This is a genomic window from Streptoalloteichus tenebrarius, from assembly GCF_024171885.1.
Classification (GTDB): domain Bacteria; phylum Actinomycetota; class Actinomycetes; order Mycobacteriales; family Pseudonocardiaceae; genus Streptoalloteichus; species Streptoalloteichus tenebrarius.
In genome coordinates, this window is sequence record NZ_JAMTCP010000003.1 from 60,060 (window position 1) to 77,452 (window position 17,393).

A 17,393-nucleotide genomic window follows, 5' to 3' on the forward strand; every position below is an offset into this window, starting at 1 on the left:
ATCGTCCACAGTGGCCGCAATCATGGCACCACCGACAGATCATTCACCACGCCGCGTCATCAACTGGGCTCGTGTCCTGACTCCCAGTTTGTGGAGAACCCGGGCCACGTGCTGCTCGACCGTGCGGGGCGACAGGAACAGGAACTCCGCGATCTCCCGGTTGGTGTGGCCCTGCCGGAGCAGCCGCGCGACCTCCTGCTCCCGGGGCGACAGCGCGTTGCCGTAGCCACGCCGGCCGCGTCGCGATGGGGACGCGGTGCCGGACCGCAACACCTTCCGGCACCGCGTCGCGTCGACGCTGGCGCCCATGGCGTCGAACCGGTCCGCCACGGCGGCGAGGTCGGCGACGGCGGACGTCTTGTCGCCGGCCAGGGAGACCATGGCGATCCGTTCGGACAGCAGCGTCGAGTAGTACACCAGCGACAGGTCGTCGGCGGCCGTGCGCGCGGCGCGCAACAGGTCGGTCGCCTCGCGCTCCCCGCGATGTTGGGCGAGGATTCCCCGGCACGCCAGCAGCGCGGCGGCGGCCAGCGGAGCGGTCCTGCCGGCGACGCCGGTTTCCAGATCCCCCACCAGTTTCTCAGCCTCGTCCTGTCGCCCTTCTCGGCAGTAGGCGTCCACCGCCGCCGGGGCGAGTTCCCCGGCCCACGCCCACACGCCCTTGCCACGCAGGATCTCCACTCCCCTGTCGGCTTCCGCGCAGGCGTCACGGGTTCGGTCCCGCGCGGTGTGCAGGCGGACGAGCGCGGCGTATCCACTCAGGACGATCGGCGTGATGGCGTTGTCCGGCGTACGCAGCCCGGTGTCGGCAAGGTGCCGCCCGGCCGCCTCCCACTCTCCCCTGACCATCGCCAGGCAGCCCAGGACCAGGGACAGCTCGCCGGCCAGCGGGAGGAGTTCGCGGTAGTCCTCGATGAGCCGCACCACGCGCCCCCGCAGGCCCGCCCAGTTCCCGGTGAACCAGTCCAGGCGCGCCTCGGTGGACTGCGCGGTGCCGACGATGAACGGCACGCCCGCGCCCACGGCCAGGCGCAACGCCTTCTCCAACAACCGCCGTGACAACGGGAAGTGCCCGGTGAGCAGGCAGGCGTCGGCCAGGTTCGCGTGTGCCCGCACGAGGTGCCGGCGGTCGGTCACCTCGGGCGAGTCCTCCGGCAGCAGGTCCAGCTCGTCCAGCACGGCGGGGTCCCCCACCGACAGCCGGGACGCCAGGTGGTTGGCCAGCAGCGCCAGCCGCAACGCGTCGTCGTCACACCCGGTCAGGAACGCCTCGACCTCGCCGATCCACCGCAGGTGGAAGTCGACGGGCGTGGTCCCGGTGAACGGCTGCGCCAGCGCGGTCCGTCCCTGCATGGCCAGGTCCGGTCGTTCCCGCAGCTCCCGCACGGCGGTCTCGATCTCGGTCAGGCCCTGTCGCAGTCCCTGCGCCTGACGGACGAGCAGCAGGCCCAGGTTCAGCCGGACCTCGCCGCGCGCGGCGACCGACAGGCGGGGATCGCCCAGGAGTCGTTCCAGGGCGGCGCGCGGGTCGTGCTGGTCCAGCCCGTGTCGGGCCACCAGTCCCAGTTTGATCGCCAGTCTGTCCACGTCGGACGCGTGGGGTGTCTCGTCGAGGAGCTGCCGGTACAGCCGGGTCGCGGTGGCGGCGTCGCTCATCTGGGCCGCGTGGTCGGCCGCGGCCTCGCCGTGGCGCAACCACTCCGCGACCATCCCCGCCCTGCGGCTGTGTTCGGCCAGTTGGAGCAACGGCGGGGGTTCCAGCCGCGACAGGGCCGTGAACACCCGCGCGTGCAGCAGTTTCCGTTCGGGGCCGCTGAGCGTGTCGTAGACGGCCTGTTGGGCCAGGGCGTGCCGGAACCCGTAGCGGGTGTTGTCCACCTCGTGCAACACGGCCGCGCGCAGCGCTCGCGTGACGGCGGTGCGCGCCCGCTGGGGCGACATCGCCGCGATGTCGGCGAGGAGTTCCTCCGTGGCGGGAACACCGAGCACCGCCGCCGCCTGTGCGACGCGCCTGCCCGTGGCGGGCAGGCGGTTGAGACGCTCGGCCATGGCGTCCCGCAACAGCGCGGGCACTTCGAGGGAGTCGAGGAGTCGCCGCGCGGTGGCGGTGTTGACGTCGACCGTGCCGAGCGGACCCCGCATCGCGCGCAACGTCTCCTCCACGACGAACGGGATGCCGGCGGTGCGGTGGTGCAGCCGCGCCGCGAAGTCCGAGGGCACCTCGGTGACCCCGAGGATGGCGGCGGCGAGTTCGCCGACCTGCGCCACCTCCAGAGGGCGGAGTTCCAGCAGGAGGGTGGTGACCCCGGCCGGCGGCAGGTAGGCGGCGCCCAGGGGCATGCCGTCCGGCGCGTCCTCGCGGCGGTAGGTCATGAGCACGGTCAGGGTCGGCGGCGGATCGGACAGGAGGAACCGCAGCAACTGGCGTGAGCCGTCGTCGGCCCAGTGCACGTCCTCGACCACGAGCAGCGCGGGTCCGAGCGCCGACAGGATCTCCCGCACGGCGCGGAACACCTGGTGTCGCCGGTGGCGGGGGTCCTCCGCGTGGTCGGGCGCTTCCGGCAGGCATCGGGCGATCTCCGGCAACAGGGGGCCGAGGACCCCGGTGACCGGGCTGAGCCGACGTCGGTCCAGGTACGCGCCGGCCGTGCGGAGCGCGTCGAGGACCGCCCCGTACGGGAAGGGCTCGCGCAGGGGTTGGCAGCACCCGGTGAGCACCCGGAGCGGCGCCAGGTCCGCCCTGCGCTGGAGTTCGCGCAGCAGTCGGGTCTTGCCCACCCCGGCCTCGCCGCTGACGAACACGACCGAGGGTTGCCGGGCGACGACGGCCGACACGGCGGCCAACTGTTCGTCGCGACCGACCAGGACCGGCGAGCAGGAACGTGGGTCCGTGTGCGCCAACGTCATGTCACACTCCACAACGCCGTCGGCCTGTCGTGTTCCCCGGCGTCGTTCGTCGTGCTGATCCGACCCGACCGGCCCCGCGCCCGACAGACGACCCGAGGCGGCCACCGCCCGCCGCTCGCGCGGTGACACGCCTCACACACCCCAGAGAAGAGGCGTCAGCGTAACAGCGTCTGATCCGCCTCGACAGGTTTTCTGTCATCCGCACGACAAAGGCCACAACCCCGTCGGGAGGTCGGTTCGATCCGACCTCCCGACGGGGTCGCTCCCCGTGGAGCAGTCAGCAGGGGTGGCTGCTCCGAACGCGGTCCTGCTTCCCACGCCGTGCCCGGACCGGTGGGCGGGGAGAGGCGGGCACGCGGTTCAGCGGACGGGCGTTCTTCGAGGAACCGGTGTGGACAACCCGGCTCGGGAATCCGGGAGGCGGTCCTCGACGGGGATCACCGGGGTGGCGAGGAGAGCTGCGGACCGCACGGTCTCATCGGCCCGGTCTCACCGCCCCGGTCTCACCGGCCCTGCGACGAACCGTCGTTCAGGAAGCCGGTGTAGAGCAGCTTGTTCGGCGAGCCCTTGACGTCGCTGATCTTGTTGGGCGTCGTGGCGGTCAGCAGGGCGTCGGCGACCTCCGACGGCGACTTGCCCGCGTTTCCGGACGCGCCGAGGTACAGGGCCGCGGCCCCGGCAACGTGCGGCGTCGCCATGGAGGTCCCGCCCATCGACGCCGTGCCACCGCCCGGCCTGGCCGACAGGACGTTGCTGCCAGGGGCGAACAGGTCCACGCACCGGCCGTAGTTCGACGCCGAGCTGGGCGCCCGCCAGATCGACCGCTTGTCGGCGGAGTCGCTGGCCGCCACGGTCAGCGCCTCACCGACCCTGGCCGGCGAGACCCGACAGGCGTCCCGGTTCTCGTTGCCCGCCGCCACCGCGACCGTGACGCCGGCGTTGATCACCGTGCGGGTGGCGCGGTCCAACGAGTCGCTGGCCGAGCCGCCGAGGCTCATGTTAACCACCGCGGGCTTCACGGCGTTCTTGGCCACCCAGTTCAGGCCCTGCTCCACCGAGCTGCCCCGGCTGTAGCCGGAGCAGTCCAGCACCCGGACGCCGACGACCGTCGCCTTCTTGGCCAGGCCGTAGGTCGAGCCGGCGATCGTCCCGGCCACGTGGGTGCCGTGGCCGTGGCAGTCCTGAGCGACCGTGTCGTTGTCGACGAAGTCGTATCCGTTCTTCGCGCGGCCTCCGAACTCGGAGTGGTTGACGTCCACGCCGGTGTCCACCACGTACGCGGTGACGCCCTCGCCGGCGCTGCCCGGGTAAGCGTACTTCCGGTCCAGCGGCTGGTCCCGCTGGTCGACGCGGTCGAGGTTCCAGACCGGGTTGGGCTGGACGCCGAACGCCCTGACCACCGTGTCCTGCTCGACGAACTCGACCGAGGGCTCGGCGGCGAGGCGCCTGGCCGCCGCCTCGCCGACCTCCAGGGCGAACCCGCCCACGACGTCGTAGACGTGCGTCAGCCTGCCGCCGTAGCGGGCGGCCAGCCGCTGGGCGTTGTCCGAGACCTGGGCCGCGTCGAAGGTCGCGGACCGCTTGAAGTGCACGATGTAGCTGCCGGGCACCGAGTCGGCGGTGTTGGCGTTGCGGATCTCGCCCTCGGCCGCCGTGGCGTGCGGCGCGAGGGCGGCGCCCAGGCCGAGGGCCACCATGGCGGCCGCGAGGCCCAGGGCGGATGTTCTCGCCGGGGAACCGTGCTGGGAACGCATGCGGGGAACTCCATCTCTGCCTCGCCGGCGGACCTGGTCCGCGCGGCGCGTGACCTCAGGCAGTCGCAGGGGGGAGGTCACGCCGGTCGACTGTGCTCGACCAGGGCAGGACGGAACATCAGTGAACGATTTGATTAGGGGTACGTAAGAAAATCCGTGACGCGCCGGGACATCCCCGAGCCCACGGGTTCCTGTCCGCTCAACAACCATGCATCGCGAGGCGTGATCACTTGCCGTGTGGTGCGGCCAGCGATCGAGAGGACGCCCTGTTGGTGGCGGGCCTGGGCCGAGGGGGTGCCTGATGTGGCGAGCGAGCCGCGGTTGGCGAGTTCGTACCTGTCGGCCGCTCAGGTTGCCGAGGCCACCAGGATGACAGAGGCCCGCGTTCTCGATCTGCTGCGCAAGCCGGTGGGGGTGCCGGACAACCCTCTCTCGGCGCTGTTCACGCCGCGAGCCGGTTCGGGAACCTGCCGCTGTACAGCCAGCAGCAGGTCTACGAATACCTGGAGCTTGACAGCGTGAGGCCCTCGGTGCGGGAGTGGATGAAGCCGACCAAGGGCCGGAGGGTGTTGATGCGTGACGGCGAGGAGGCCGCGCGCTACGTGGAGTGGTATGTGGCCGACCGCGATACCCGGATCGGCCGTGGCCGGAAGAAGCAGGAGTGATCTCGCTTCCTCGACCTCGGGGCTCCCGACCCTCGTCTCGTCAGGGGGCCGCCGCGACGATGTCACGGCGGCCCCTTGGCTTGCGACTGCGACAGCGCATGAAACATGCCGGTTCGTGGAGAACCTCGTTCGTCCGCCACACCGCCCGGACGCGGTCCAACGTGGCACCTCGGAACGACGAGACTTCCTTGTCCTACAAGGAAACGCGCCTCCAGTCGTGCAGTTTACGCGTGTCGGACAGTCCCTAGCCCGCGGGCGTGAGGTGGCGTCGGAACCACGCGGTCAGGCCCGCGTCCACCTCGCGGGCGATGGGGAGCTGGGGTGCGGGCTCGATGCCGGGCTCCTCAGCCAGCGGGTGTGCCAACCCGGGGATCGACAGCAGTTCGGCCCGCTCCCCCATCGCCTCGACCAGACGGATCGCGTCGGCACGCAGCCCGGGGTGGTCCAACTCACCGCTGACGACCAGCAACGGCGCGTGGGCGGCGAGGGCGTCCGCCTTGGCGATGAAGTCCAGGCTGTCAACGGCCTTCTCGGACTCGGCGTCGTACGGGTAGTCCCCGGGGAACAGGTCCACGACGGACCGCATCCGGATGGCGGCGTTCACCACCGCCCCCGCGAAGATCGGAATCTCGGTCTCGGCGAGGACCCGCAGCGCGACGGCCCCGCCCAGCGAGCCGCCGAGCACGCCGATCGGCCCGTCATCGACCGGCAGTTGCGCGCGGATCGACTCCAGCGCGGCCGGGAACTCCTCGAACGCCTGGCGGACGAACGGGTGCAGGAAGGACATCAGGACGTCCTCGCGCATCAGCTCCAGGCCGGCGTCCATGCTGCCGTTGACCATGCGCGCCCCGCACATCGGCATGCCGAGGTGCACCCGCCACGCGGGCAGGTCGTTCATCGGCAGCGCGGCGGCGAACGCGGCGTCCGACCTCGGCGCGTCGAGCATGTGCCAGGTGACGATCAGCGGCGCGGGGCCGTCGTCGGCCGGCGGCAGCGCGGTGAAGGGAACACCGGCCGCCGTCCCAGTCATCGGTGAGCGCATACGACCACGGTAGGTCCACGGCCGCGCGCTGGGAAACGGTTACGCCACCAGCGGAATCAGTGTGGTCGGCGACGCGGGCACTGAACGCGAAGAACACGGCCGGTGGGACATGGTCCCACCGGCCGTTGCCTCATTGGCTTCCCCGCTCCCCTCAGAATCCGTCGGCTTCCTGCCACTCCACGCAGGTTGGCCGGTGTCCACCTGACTCGTGGAACTCGTGCACAGCCGCCCGAAGCTGGTCGAGGGTGATCGCCGCGTTGGCAGGGAAAAGAAGGCCGGTACCGAGGTCCTGATACAGGTCGACCTTCGGCAGGGGGTGTTGGACAGCGTCATCCAAGGATGATCGAAGCCAGGGCCGACCCAAACGAGCGCCGCGACCCGTTGGTCAGGGTCGACGTCGAACTTGATCCCGTGGTCGGGGAAACTGGAGGGGGCCGAACGTTGGGCGCTCGACGACGAGCGCGGTGGGGTATGCGGAGTCCTTTTCGGGCTCTTCACCCGGTCGTCGTTCGGTTGTCCGCTTCGGTGAGAAGTACTCGGAGCGCGTCCTCGGCGGCACGGTCGTCGGGCAGATAGGTCAGCAGGTGGTGGCCGGGTTCGTCCACGGCGGCGAGTTTCACGTAGCGCAGACGCAGGTCACCGACGATCGGGTGCCGGAAGTGGCGGATCGCGGGGTGGTAGGCGGCCGTCTCCCGCCGCTCGTACCAGCGGGCGCCGTCCGGGTCCTCGACGACGGCCCGGGCGATCTCCGCGAACCGGGGGTCGTCGGGATGGCGCGCGGCGTTGGCGCGGAACTGCCCGAGCAGCGTGCGTGCCTCAGACTCCCAGTTGACGAGCAACTGTCGGCAGGGTGGCCAGCGGAACACCAGCCACAGCAGGTTGCGGTGTCGTGGTGGCAGGCGCGCTGGATCTGTCAACAGTGCGGCATACCCGGGGTTCCACGCCAGCATGTCCCAGTGCGGGTCGATGACCACGGTCGGGTTCGGAGTCAACGCGTCCACGAGCGACGCGAGGTTGCGTGACACCGAACGCGACGGCTTCCGGCGCTTGGGCCCGCTTTCCACAAAGGACAGCACGTGCGCCGTCTCGGCGGCGTCGAGCCGCAGCACCCTGGCCAGGGACCGCAGAACCTGCTCCGACGTGCGCACTCGGCCCTGCTCCAGCCAGGAGTACCAGGACGTGCTGATGCCCGCCATCTGCGCGACCTCGCTCCGCCGCAACCCGGCCGTGCGGCGTCGCGGGGAGCTGGGAAGGCCCACCTGCTGTGGGGTCAGGCGTTCCCGGCGGGACCGGAGGAAAGCGCCGAGTTCTTCACGGGGCGTGGTCGTCACGGTCTCCCTCCGGGCTCTGCGCGAACAAGGATAGTCCCGACGGTGCGGTGCTCCCGCGCGGCACGGGCGGGCGCGGAAGCTGTCAGTGTTGGTAACCGGTTGAGCGCCCTTCCTTCCTCCGATCGCTGCTGAGCTGGGGGAAGCCTGTCGCGAAAGGAGGGCCTCACCGACATGACCGCGACATCCGCTCCGCTCGGGCTGTCGACCCGGTCGTTCTGGTTGCTGCGCGCAGCCGGGCTCATCAGCAACTTCGATCGCTTCTCCATCGGCCCCATGCTGGTGCTGATCGGAGCACAGTGGAACGTCCCACTGTCCACCGTGGCCTTGGCCGCCAGCGCCTACTTCCTCTGTTACGGGCTGATGCAGCCCGTGTGGGGCGTGGCCAGCGACCGTCTCGGCCGGATCTGGGTGTTGCGCCGGTCCCTGGCGGGAGCGGCGTTGGCCGCGATCGTCTCGGCGGCGGTGCCCACCGTCACCGCGATGGTCGTGGCCCGCGCCGTGGCGGGGGCGTTCTTCGCCGCCGCGATCTCCTCCACGCTGACCTACGTGGGCGACACCGTGCCCGTCGGCGCCCGGCAGCGGTACCTGAGTGACCTGATGACCATGTTCGCGCTGGGCACGGCGTTGGCGACCCTCGTGGCCGGTGCGCTGGCCGACGCGGTGAGCTGGCGGCTGGTCTTCCTGCTGCCCGGCCTGGTCGCGGCGTACCTGGCCGTGGCGTTGCGCCGGCTGCCCGAGCCGGAGCGGGAACCACTGACCTCCTGGGTCGCGCCGATGCGGGTCGCGCTGCGTTCGCGGTGGCAGTGGTACGTGATGGGTGTGGCGTTCGTCGAGGGCATGGTGTTGTTGGGGTTGCTGACCTACCTGGCGCCCGCGATGCAGTCACGCGGGGTACCGTCCACAGTGGCCGGAGCCGTCTCCGCGCTGTACGGAGTGGGAGCCATGCTCTCGGCCCGGATCGTCCGGCGCGTGGCGGGCGCGCTCGGACCGGTTGTGCTCATCGTCGTCGGCGGGACGCTGGCCGTGCTGGCCTACACGACGGCGGCCGTCAGCCTGTCCACGCCGTCGCTGGTGATCACGGCCTTGCTTCTGGGTGGTGGTTGGTCGTTCCTGCACTCCACCATCCAGTCCTGGGCCACCGAGCTGGTTCCGGCCGCGCGGGCCACCGGCATCGCTCTGTTCGGGGTCTCGTTGTACGGGGGCAGCGCGTTCGCCTCCGCCCTGGCCGCCGACAGCGCCGCCCGAGGCCTCTACTCCTCGTTGTTCCTCATCGGCGCGGTGTTGCTGGTTCCACTGACCGCGGCCGCCGCCCTCGGACGCGCCCGCCACCGCCGATGAGGCTCTCCACCACCTCGTCCGCTGATCACGCCCGCCTACGCTTCACGACCCCCCGCGCTCACGTCCTGCCCACCGGTAGTGTTTCCTGAAGCCATGACCACAGCCCACCCCACCCGAGATCAAGAATCGGTAACGACCCTGCATTAGCCCAGGTCGCGAAGGGTCCTCCCCGCGCACGCGGGGGTGAGTCCCTCACGCCCACACAGAAGGCTGCCGTGGACGGGTCCTCCCCGCGCACGCGGGGGTGAGTCCAGCATTCCGGACATCACGGTGCCTGAGTGGGTGTCCTCCCCGCGCACGCGGGGGTGAGTCGGCCAGCAGCCCGCCGCCGGGCGACAGGTATGCGTCCTCCCCGCGCACGCGGGGGTGAGCCGATTGCCAGCCTGACCGTGTGGAGACGGTGGTTGTCCTCCCCGCGCAGGCGGGGGTGAGGTCGTTCCACTTGTTGGTGAACGCCGGGCCCACAGGAGTCCAATGATGTCCTCGCCCTGGCCGCAGGCCACGACCTTCCGGGAAGGCCGTGGTGTTCACCGGGGAGCCGTGCAGCGCTTCACCGGCATGTCTCGGCCATGGCGTGGAAGGACCGCTTCGGGGCGAGGCTGCCGTCGGGCATGACCTTGCAGACCCCGTAGGAGGCCATGTCGAGGTCGAAGCGCGGGTCCGGGTGGTGCGGGAACTGGTAGCTGGCGAAGGTGTGCCAGAAGGCGGTGTCCACGCCCTCCTCGTCGAAGAGCGCCACCATCTCGCGCAGGTGGCGGGTCTGCTCCTCCTCGTCGCGGACGTAGTCGCCGTGGAGGCGGGGCGGGTTCGCCTCGTAGTCGACGATGGTCCAGCCGAGACCGCCGCACTCGGCCGCGCCCCGGTACGTGCAGCAGCCGAACTCGGTCGCCGCGATGGGCTTGCCGCGCCGAAGGTACTCCCGCAGGCCCTGGCGGTAGACGTCGCTGGTGTCGCCCCCACGGTGTCGCACGAGATGGCGACATCCCGCTCCCCCGTCGGCCCGCTCTCGCGGACCCGGCCTTCAGGGGGCCGACTCGTCGTCGAGGCGGGCCATGCGGGCCGAGACGTCGTCGACGAACCGGGTGAGCAGGCGGCCGAAGGTCTCGCGGTCCTCCTCGGACCAGTCGGCCAGCGCGTCGGCGAACCAGTCGAGCACCGTCCGGAGGTAGCGGCCGGCCGCCGCGTCCCCGTCCGGCGTCAGTTCGATCAGGCGGGCGCGCTGGTCGTGGGGGTCGGCGACCCGGCGGACCAGGCCGCGACGCTCCAGTTCGTGCAGGTGCCGCGTGACGTGGGGCCCCACGACCTGCATGCGCGCCGCGATCTCGCCGACCCGCAGCGGTTGGCCGGCCAGCCGCAGGGTGACGAGCACCGTCATCGCCGGGCGGTCCAGCGGGATGCCGACCCGCTCCATCGCCCGCTCGCGCACCACGCTGCGGTTGAGCGCGGTGCCGAGCCGCATCAGCGGTGGCAGCACCGCCGACAGGTTCGGCCGACGGTCGTCCGTGTCGCTCATCACACCTCTTACATACCTAAGTTAGCTATACGGTTGGCGGGGACGCCCGCTCGCGACGGGCATCATCGCACCCCCGAAAAAGATACCTAACTTAGCTAGACGGCCTTGAGGGGCAGCATGAGCACCGTCCTGATCTCCGGCGCCAGCGTCGCCGGCCCCACCCTCGCCTACTGGCTCCACCGCCACGGCTTCGACGTCACCGTCGTCGAGAAGGCGAGTGCCCTCCGCGGCGGCGGCTACGCCATCGACATCCGCGGTACCGCGCTGGACGTGGTCGACCGGATGGGCCTGCTGCCGGACCTGCGGGCCACCCACGTCGGCACCCGGCGGATCACCTTCCTCCACCCCGACGGCGGCGTCATCACCTCCGTCCGACCCGATGCTGTCGCGGGCGGCGTCGAGGGCCGTGACCTGGAGGTGCGCCGAGGCAACCTCGCGGAGCTGTTGTACGCGGCCGTCCGCGACGACGTCGAATTCCTCTTCGACGACACCATCGTCGCCCTCGACGATCACGCCGACGGCGTGGACGTGACCTTCCGCGGCGGCGCGCGCCGCACCTTCGACCTCGTCATCGGCGCTGACGGTCTGCACTCCGTGGTCCGATCCCTCGTCCTCGGCCCCGAGGAACAGTTCCACCGCTACCTCGGCTACTGCTTCGCCGGCTTCACCATGCCCAATGAGCTGGGCCTGTCCCACGAGGGCGTCCTGTGGAACACCCCTGGGCGGGCCGCCGTCCTCTACGCCCTGGGCGAGAGCGAGAACGTCCACGGGTTCCTGAGCTTCGCCCTCCCCGAGCCCCCGTTCCACGCCTTCCGCGACCCGGCAGCCCAGCGCGACCTGGTCGCCTCCGTCTTCGCCGACGACGGCTGGGAGATCCCCCGCATGGTCGCCGCGATGCGCGACTCCGACGACCTCTTCTTCGACGTCGTCAGCCAGATCCACCTGCCGCGCTGGTCGTCCGGCCGGGTCGCGCTCGTCGGCGACGCCGCGTTCGCCCCCTCGTTCCTCACCGGCCAGGGCACCAGCGTCGCGCTGGTCGGCGCGTACATGCTCGCCGGCCACCTGGCCACGGCGCCCGACCACACCAGGGCGTTCGCCGCCTACGAACGGAGCACCCGACCGTTCGTCGAGCTGAACCAGGCCCTGGTCACCGAAGGCAACGCCAGCATGTTCCCCAACACGGCCGAAGCCCTGGCCGAACGCAACGCCGCCCTCCTCAAGCTCACCTCGCTGCCCGCCGACACCGGCCGCCCGGCCCATTCCGCACTCCAACTGCCCACCTTCACCCAGCACTGACACCGGACCGAGCGCGCCGAGACGTCCTGCTCGCGCCGAACACCGCGCCCCACTCACGTTGGTCGCTTGACCCGTGGACCTCGGACGGTCTCCCTATCGATCGCGTCGCCGCGTTCTCGTCGCCAAGCGCCTGTGCGGGAGCGCCCTCAAGCTCCGCATCCCCATGACGGTGATCAACTGGTGGGCACCTCTACCACGGCGATCACCAGTGTTCTGACCGATTACCACCGCCTCGCACCATGGGAGCAGCGTGTCGAACAGCCTCACCGAAGGACTCCAGACCCTCGTGGCGAAGGACGCCGCGGACGGGATCGACCGGGCGGTGGTCGGCGCCGTGATCGATCAGTGATCGATCACGGGGGAAGCGTGCTCGTGCTCCAGCGCCGACCGGACGAGGAGTTCCTCCCCGGCCTGTGGGAACTGCCCTCCGGCAAGGTTGAGGAGGACGAGGCGCTCCTCGCTCGCATTGACGTGTCACAGCGACACCACAGCGAGAAACAGCCAGACCGACGAAGAGGACCGCGCACAGGCCATCGACGAAGCGCGCGTGAGGGTGACAAGATCACGTGCCGCGCGGTGTGTACGTGTGCAGCCCGAGGTAGGGGGACCAGGGGTATGAAGGCGAGACTGTTGACGAACACGGTGGGCGTCCTGATGGGGATCGGTCTCTTCGTGGCATTGGTCAGCGGCGGCCTCTGGCTCCTGATATCCACCGCCCCCAGCGTTGACGGGAAGATGGAGACGGTGCTCGGCCAGGTCCGTGTGGCCGAGCACCGCCTCGGCGGACGTCAGTTCGAGAACGTCCAGGACCGGCGTTTCCTGACCGCCTACTTCGTGGGCGCCCCCACCACCGGGAACGTCGAAGCCCTGGTGAAGGGACCCTTGCTGCACCCCTTCTTCGACCCGGAACGACAGACGGAACGGCCCCAGGGGCCGATCGACGGCTGCGGGATCTTCGGCAGCGGCATCCGCCTGCCAGCGGGGAAGGTGCCCGCCGAGGGTCTGTCTACAGAGGACGCCGAAGCGGTGCGGGCGGGCAGGTTGGAGATCATCCAGGTGAGCATTCTCTGCAAATCTGGCTGGTGAGGGCCCAGGAGGGGGACAGCAGGCCATGCCAACAGCGACCCGTCCGGGCTGTCGACGATGACCACAGCGCCCGGGTACGGGAGGACTGGAAGGACATGTCGACGTGGCAGCAGGAAGACCGACGCCGACATCGTCGCCGGGACCGAGCATCTGAGGAACGCGTCGAAGGAGTACTGGTCCGCAGCCGAGGAGAGGCCGTGGCCCCCTGAGGTCGAAGGACACGACATCGTGGTCGTGGCACCGTCGTGTCGCCGGCCCCGCCGGTCCCCCCGGTCCCGCCCTTGTCGTCGCGCGAGGTGCGTGGTCCGGTGGCCTCGGCCGCACTGGTTCCGGTGGTCATGCCCGCCATGGTGCGAGGTTGTCGCTGCATCGAGGTCAACCCTCGACGGTGACAAGATCTCCATAGCCTCTCCCCCACCCAGGCACGGCGAGGGCCGTGTCCTGAGTGGAGGAACGAGCCGTCGACGGCGGAGACCCTCTGGTCGAGGCAGGGTCAGTGGCGGCCGTCGGCCAGCGCCGCCGCGACGTTCCGGGCGGCCCGGGCGCCGCTCTCGATGGCGCCTTCGATCCCGCCGACGCCCAGCGACGCGATGTCGCCTCCCGCGAAGTGAACACGTCCGTGGGGCTGGCGCATCAGGGGGACGGCCTGGGTGAGGTCGCCGGGCCGGTGGTGGGCCCAGGTCCCCTGCGAGAACTCGTCGTCGACCCAGTCGTGGCCCGCGGTCTCCAGCACCTCGATCCCGGGGACGAGCGCGCGCAGCGCGGCCTGCACGGCCTCGCGGTCCTTCACGCCGAGGGCGTCGGCGTCGGAGGCGAAGCACACGACGAGGGTGTCGCCGTCGAGCCGGTGCTCGACCCTGGCGGCGTTGATCGGGTTCTGGCCGACCGGGGCCAGGGCGGCGAAGGGCTCGACCGCGCCCCTGACCCTGGCCCAGATCTTGACGGTCCGCATCGGGTGCTTCCGCTCGACCATGGCACGCGCGAGCGGCGCGATCTCGGGGGCGATCCTGACGTCGCCCAGCGTGTTGAGCGGCAGGGCGACGACGGCCGCGCGGCCGTGGATCCGCTCGCCGGAACGCGTGGTCACCAGGACGCGGGTGCCGTCGTCCTCGATCGCGACGACCGGCGTGGACAGGCGCAGCTCGGCTTCTGACTCGCCGAGCATGGCGGTGATCAGCCGGCGGGTTCCGCCCTCGATCGGCCAGGAGCCGGCGGTTTCCAGGAACGCGCCCCAGTCGCCGAAGGTCGTGGCGGCCCACGCGAGCATCTGCTCCACGCCCTGCTCGTCGGGACTGGGGGCCAGCATGGCCAGCGCCCCGTCGAGGACATCCCTGTCGTACGCGGACAGGTCCAGTGAGTCGAGCCGGTCGCCGACCGTCTCCTCCTCGATGTCGCCGTTGTCGACCGCGGTGAGGTCATACGGCAGCGGGAACCGGGTTCGGGCGGCGGCGAAGAACCGTGCCATGAGCGGGGCGACGGCGTCGTTGTGGTCGAGCTGGGTCCCGGAGCGCACCGCGCCGTCCGCCAGCCAGTAGACCTTGTCGATCTCCAGCGGTGCGGCCAGCGGGAATTCGTGGCGTCGCAGCTCACGCCACACGTGGGGCTGGGTCCAGTGCACGTAGGTGCCGCCCAGGTCGAGCGGGTGGCCGAAGGCTTCGCCGGTGTGGGTCCGACCGCCGGCGCGGAGGGATCGTTCGAGATCGCCAGCGAGGACGCGTGGGCGGCGGACCACACGTCACCGGTGTCGCAGCTTGTGGCATCGGACGAAGGCCAGGCCCTCCCCGCGGTGAACCCCAAAGCACAGCGTCATAGCTGGTCAGCGACATTGGCGAATGGGCTGAGCGGCATGCCGACCTGGCCGACGCGTGGGTGTGGCGTTGAAAGCGCGCCCCAGGCCGGGAGGCTGACAGCTCGGCGAGCTGTTATCCGGTTCTCGCTACCCGCGCCAGCGCGACAGGTGGCAGCCCTACCTTGTCCATTGTGGACGATGTGTGCCCCGCGTTGACGTAACCTGGGTGGGGCCTGGGTCCGCGTAACCGGGCTTCTCAGCCGTGCTCGGCCGGTTCGGCTTCGAGTAGCGCGACCAGCCGTTCGCCCCGCTCGGTGAGCAGGTAGACCACGTTGCGGCCGGCGCGCGTCCTGGTCGCCGCGTCCGCCTCCCGCAGGACGGCGAGGTGCGCGCTCACCGTGCCGAGCGACACGCCAAGGGCGTGCGCGAGCTGGGTGCTCGTCGCCGGACGGGCGAGTTCACGCAGCACTCGCGCACGCCCACCGCCGAGTAGCGTGGCCAGCGGGTCCGCTCGTGGTGCGGCGGCCGGCGCGGCGACCCCGCGTGCCGGGTAGACCAGCGCGTAACGCGGCGGCCGCTCGCACGTCCACCAGCCACCGGCGGTCGTCCTCGGCACGAAGATCAAGCCCTCCGCGTCGATGTGGCGGTCCGGCCAGTCCTGGTCGCTGAACCGGATCGCGTTCTCGCCGACCCAGACCGAGCGGTTCCTCATGGTCTCGACCGCGTGCTGCCAGCCGTAGGCGGCGAGCAGCCCGGCCCGGTACATGATGTCCCGTTCCAGCACCGCGCGTCGGCGCGCCCAGTCGGGAGCGACGAAGCGATGGAATCCCTCCGCCAGCACCGCCGCGACGCGGCTACCGAGCCCGTCCAGCTCCAGCCATGCGGTGTCCTGCGGTTCCCAGCTCGCGGTGACGGATTCGGCGACGGTCGCGCGCACGTGCTCGTCGGAGTGGGCCGCGACCTCGGCGAGTTCGTCGGCCAGTCGGGTGCGCATGCCGTCCTTCGGAGGCAGCGCGACCAGGTCGGGAAAGCGCTTGGTCGCCGCGACCAAGCCGAGCAGACCGGCGGCGACCGGGTCCCGCGCCAGCCACGTTCGGTACTCGGACTGGTTGTCCCCGTGCCACGGCTGGTGCCAGGGGTCAGGGCCGGGACGGTGCAGGGTGATCAGCGCGCCGATCGTCTCCGCGAGCGGAGACACGGCGAAGCGGCAGCGGGACAGCGCGGTTGGGCTGAGCCGGAGCAGGGTCATGGCGCGCGTTGGCCTCGCTGGATCAACTCATGGTGCGGCAGGTGTGGTGTTTTCGGTCGGCACGGTTATGGTTGCGGTGTTTGGCGCAAGGTTAGCCCGCACCTCACCTGTTCCGTCACGGTGACGTTGTGCCGCCGACCTCGCGCTTCCTGTCCAGAACGCTCACGCCACCGTTCCGTGGGTTCTTCCTCGGTCGCCTGGTGTCGCTGCTGGGCAGCGCGATGAACCCGGTCGCGCTCGCCCTTGCCGTGCTCGACGCGTCCGGACGGCCCCGAGACCTCGGCGTCGTGCTCGCCGCGCAGATCGTTCCACATCTGGCGCTGCTGCTCGTCGGCGGCGCGGTCGCGGACCGGTACTCGCGCCGCGCCGTGCTGGTCGCGGCCAATCTCGGTGCGGGCATCACGCAGGGCGCGGTCGCGGCAGTGCTGATCACCGGCCGGTACGACCTGCCGCTGGTCGCCGGCCTCGGACTCGCCAACGGCGCGCTGGACGCGTTCGCCTCGCCCGCGTTGCGCGGCATCGTGCCCGAACTGGTCGCACCCGACGATCTACAGCGGGCCAACGCGCTGCTCGCGTCCGCCAGGAACGCCACCAAGATCCTCGGCCCGACCGTCGCCGCTCTGCTCGTCGTCGGGGTCGGCGGCGGCTGGGCGATCGCGGTCGACGCGCTCAGCTACCTGGCCGCGGCGGGACTCCTCGCCCGGCTCCCGGCCTCGACGGTCGCGGTCCGACGCGGGCACCTGTTCGCCGACATCCGGGACGGCTGGCGGGAGTTCCTCGGCATCCCGTGGGTGTGGATCGTGACGCTGTCCTGCGGATTGATCAACTTGGTCCACCTCGGGGCCTGGCAGGTTCTCGGTCCACAGTTGACCAGCGAGCGCGGTGGCGAGGCGCTGTGGGGTGTGGTGCTCAGCGTTCGCGCGATCGGGTTGCTGGTGACGAGCGTGGTGATGTGTCGTGTGACGCTCCGCCATCCACTGCGTGCTGGTCTGGCGACGGGCGCCGTCGGTGGGCTCGCTCTGGTCGCGCTCGGGCTGCACGCCGACGTTCCGGTGTTGTTGGCGAGCGCCCTCGTCTCGGGCATGGGGTTCACCGCGCTGGGCATCGCCTGGGACACCGCGCTACAGCAGCACGTGCCGCGTGATGCGCTGTCACGCGTTTCGTCCTACAGCGACCTGCTGTCCTACGTCACCATGCCCGTCAGCCAACTCCTGATCGGACCGGTTGCCGCGCGCTGGGGCGGCGCGCCGGTCGCGTTCTGGTGTGGAATCGCGTTCGCGGTCGTCGCGCTCACCCCGCTCGCCGCCCGCTCGGTCCGCAACCTCCCGGCAGCCGCCCCCACGTGATTCGCGAGCCGGGCGAAGGTGCTCTTGCGCATGCCACTACAGCCGGCGGCATGGTGTGGCGTACCGGGTGAAGAGGC

General features: G+C 70.9%; 14 protein-coding genes and 1 CRISPR repeat array. Of the genes, 5 read left to right on the forward strand and 9 right to left on the reverse strand.

Annotated features, from left to right (window positions below):
• Nucleotides 1–39 precede the first annotated feature (39 nt).
• Both LX15_RS03935 and LX15_RS03940 read right to left on the reverse strand, forming a co-directional pair.
• Complete coding sequence (locus LX15_RS03935; RefSeq protein WP_253668080.1) at nt 40–2,907, reverse strand: ATP-binding protein; 2,868 nt, start codon at nt 2,905–2,907, stop codon at nt 40–42.
• A gap of 503 nt (nt 2,908–3,410) precedes the next feature.
• On the reverse strand, nt 3,411–4,661 hold the full coding sequence (locus LX15_RS03940) for a S8 family peptidase (protein ID WP_253668081.1): 1,251 nt from the start codon (nt 4,659–4,661) through the stop codon (nt 3,411–3,413).
• 518 nt (nt 4,662–5,179) lie between these two features.
• Between LX15_RS03940 and LX15_RS03945 the strand changes: the two genes are divergently transcribed.
• Nucleotides 5,180–5,326 (forward strand): hypothetical protein, encoded by a 147-nt coding sequence (locus LX15_RS03945; protein ID WP_253668082.1) that lies wholly within the window; start codon nt 5,180–5,182, stop codon nt 5,324–5,326.
• 244 nt (nt 5,327–5,570) lie between these two features.
• Here the strand turns inward: LX15_RS03945 and LX15_RS03950 are convergent, their stop codons facing one another.
• From LX15_RS03950 to LX15_RS03955, 3 genes are all read right to left on the reverse strand, one after another.
• Nucleotides 5,571–6,368 (reverse strand): alpha/beta hydrolase family protein, encoded by a 798-nt coding sequence (locus tag LX15_RS03950; protein ID WP_253668083.1) that lies wholly within the window; start codon nt 6,366–6,368, stop codon nt 5,571–5,573.
• A 151-nt stretch (nt 6,369–6,519) separates the two neighbouring features.
• Complete coding sequence (locus LX15_RS33430; RefSeq protein WP_372502234.1) at nt 6,520–6,732, reverse strand: Imm1 family immunity protein; 213 nt, start codon at nt 6,730–6,732, stop codon at nt 6,520–6,522.
• Between the two features lie 130 nt (nt 6,733–6,862).
• Nucleotides 6,863–7,699, reverse strand: coding sequence for a helix-turn-helix transcriptional regulator (locus LX15_RS03955; protein ID WP_308213408.1), 837 nt, complete (start codon nt 7,697–7,699; stop codon nt 6,863–6,865).
• Nucleotides 7,700–7,870: 171 nt separating this feature from the next.
• Here LX15_RS03955 and LX15_RS03960 point away from each other — a divergent pair, with 171 nt between their 5' ends.
• Nucleotides 7,871–9,037 (forward strand): MFS transporter, encoded by a 1,167-nt coding sequence (locus LX15_RS03960; RefSeq protein ID WP_253668085.1) that lies wholly within the window; start codon nt 7,871–7,873, stop codon nt 9,035–9,037.
• Nucleotides 9,038–9,199: 162 nt separating this feature from the next.
• A CRISPR array of direct repeats spans nt 9,200–9,469; the repeat unit is 26 nt; unit sequence GTCCTCCCCGCGCACGCGGGGGTGAG.
• 118 nt (nt 9,470–9,587) lie between these two features.
• Here LX15_RS03960 and LX15_RS03965 read toward each other — a convergent pair.
• Both LX15_RS03965 and LX15_RS03970 read right to left on the reverse strand, forming a co-directional pair.
• Nucleotides 9,588–10,007 (reverse strand): hypothetical protein, encoded by a 420-nt coding sequence (locus LX15_RS03965; protein WP_253668086.1) that lies wholly within the window; start codon nt 10,005–10,007, stop codon nt 9,588–9,590.
• Between the two features lie 51 nt (nt 10,008–10,058).
• Nucleotides 10,059–10,550, reverse strand: coding sequence for a MarR family winged helix-turn-helix transcriptional regulator (locus LX15_RS03970; protein WP_253668087.1), 492 nt, complete (start codon nt 10,548–10,550; stop codon nt 10,059–10,061).
• A gap of 117 nt (nt 10,551–10,667) precedes the next feature.
• On the opposite strand from LX15_RS03970, the gene LX15_RS03975 reads away from it, so the two are divergent.
• Together LX15_RS03975 and LX15_RS03980 are read left to right on the forward strand one after the other, a co-directional pair.
• Complete coding sequence (locus LX15_RS03975) at nt 10,668–11,846, forward strand: FAD-dependent monooxygenase (RefSeq protein ID WP_253668088.1); 1,179 nt, start codon at nt 10,668–10,670, stop codon at nt 11,844–11,846.
• A gap of 366 nt (nt 11,847–12,212) precedes the next feature.
• On the forward strand, nt 12,213–12,932 hold the full coding sequence (locus LX15_RS03980) for a hypothetical protein (protein WP_253668089.1): 720 nt from the start codon (nt 12,213–12,215) through the stop codon (nt 12,930–12,932).
• Nucleotides 12,933–13,425: 493 nt separating this feature from the next.
• On the opposite strand, the gene LX15_RS03985 is transcribed toward LX15_RS03980, so the two are convergent.
• Both LX15_RS03985 and LX15_RS03990 read right to left on the reverse strand, forming a co-directional pair.
• The gene (locus tag LX15_RS03985) at nt 13,426–14,664 is read right to left on the reverse strand and encodes a flavin monoamine oxidase family protein (protein WP_253668090.1); all 1,239 of its coding nucleotides are present in this window, start codon (nt 14,662–14,664) and stop codon (nt 13,426–13,428) included.
• 313 nt (nt 14,665–14,977) lie between these two features.
• Nucleotides 14,978–15,970 carry an ArsR/SmtB family transcription factor gene (locus LX15_RS03990; RefSeq protein ID WP_253668091.1) on the reverse strand — a complete coding sequence of 331 codons (993 nt, stop codon included), beginning with the start codon at nt 15,968–15,970 and terminating at the stop codon, nt 14,978–14,980.
• Nucleotides 15,971–16,098: 128 nt separating this feature from the next.
• Between LX15_RS03990 and LX15_RS03995 the strand changes: the two genes are divergently transcribed.
• Complete coding sequence (locus LX15_RS03995; protein WP_253668092.1) at nt 16,099–17,316, forward strand: MFS transporter; 1,218 nt, start codon at nt 16,099–16,101, stop codon at nt 17,314–17,316.
• The last annotated feature ends 77 nt before the right edge of the window (nt 17,317–17,393 follow it).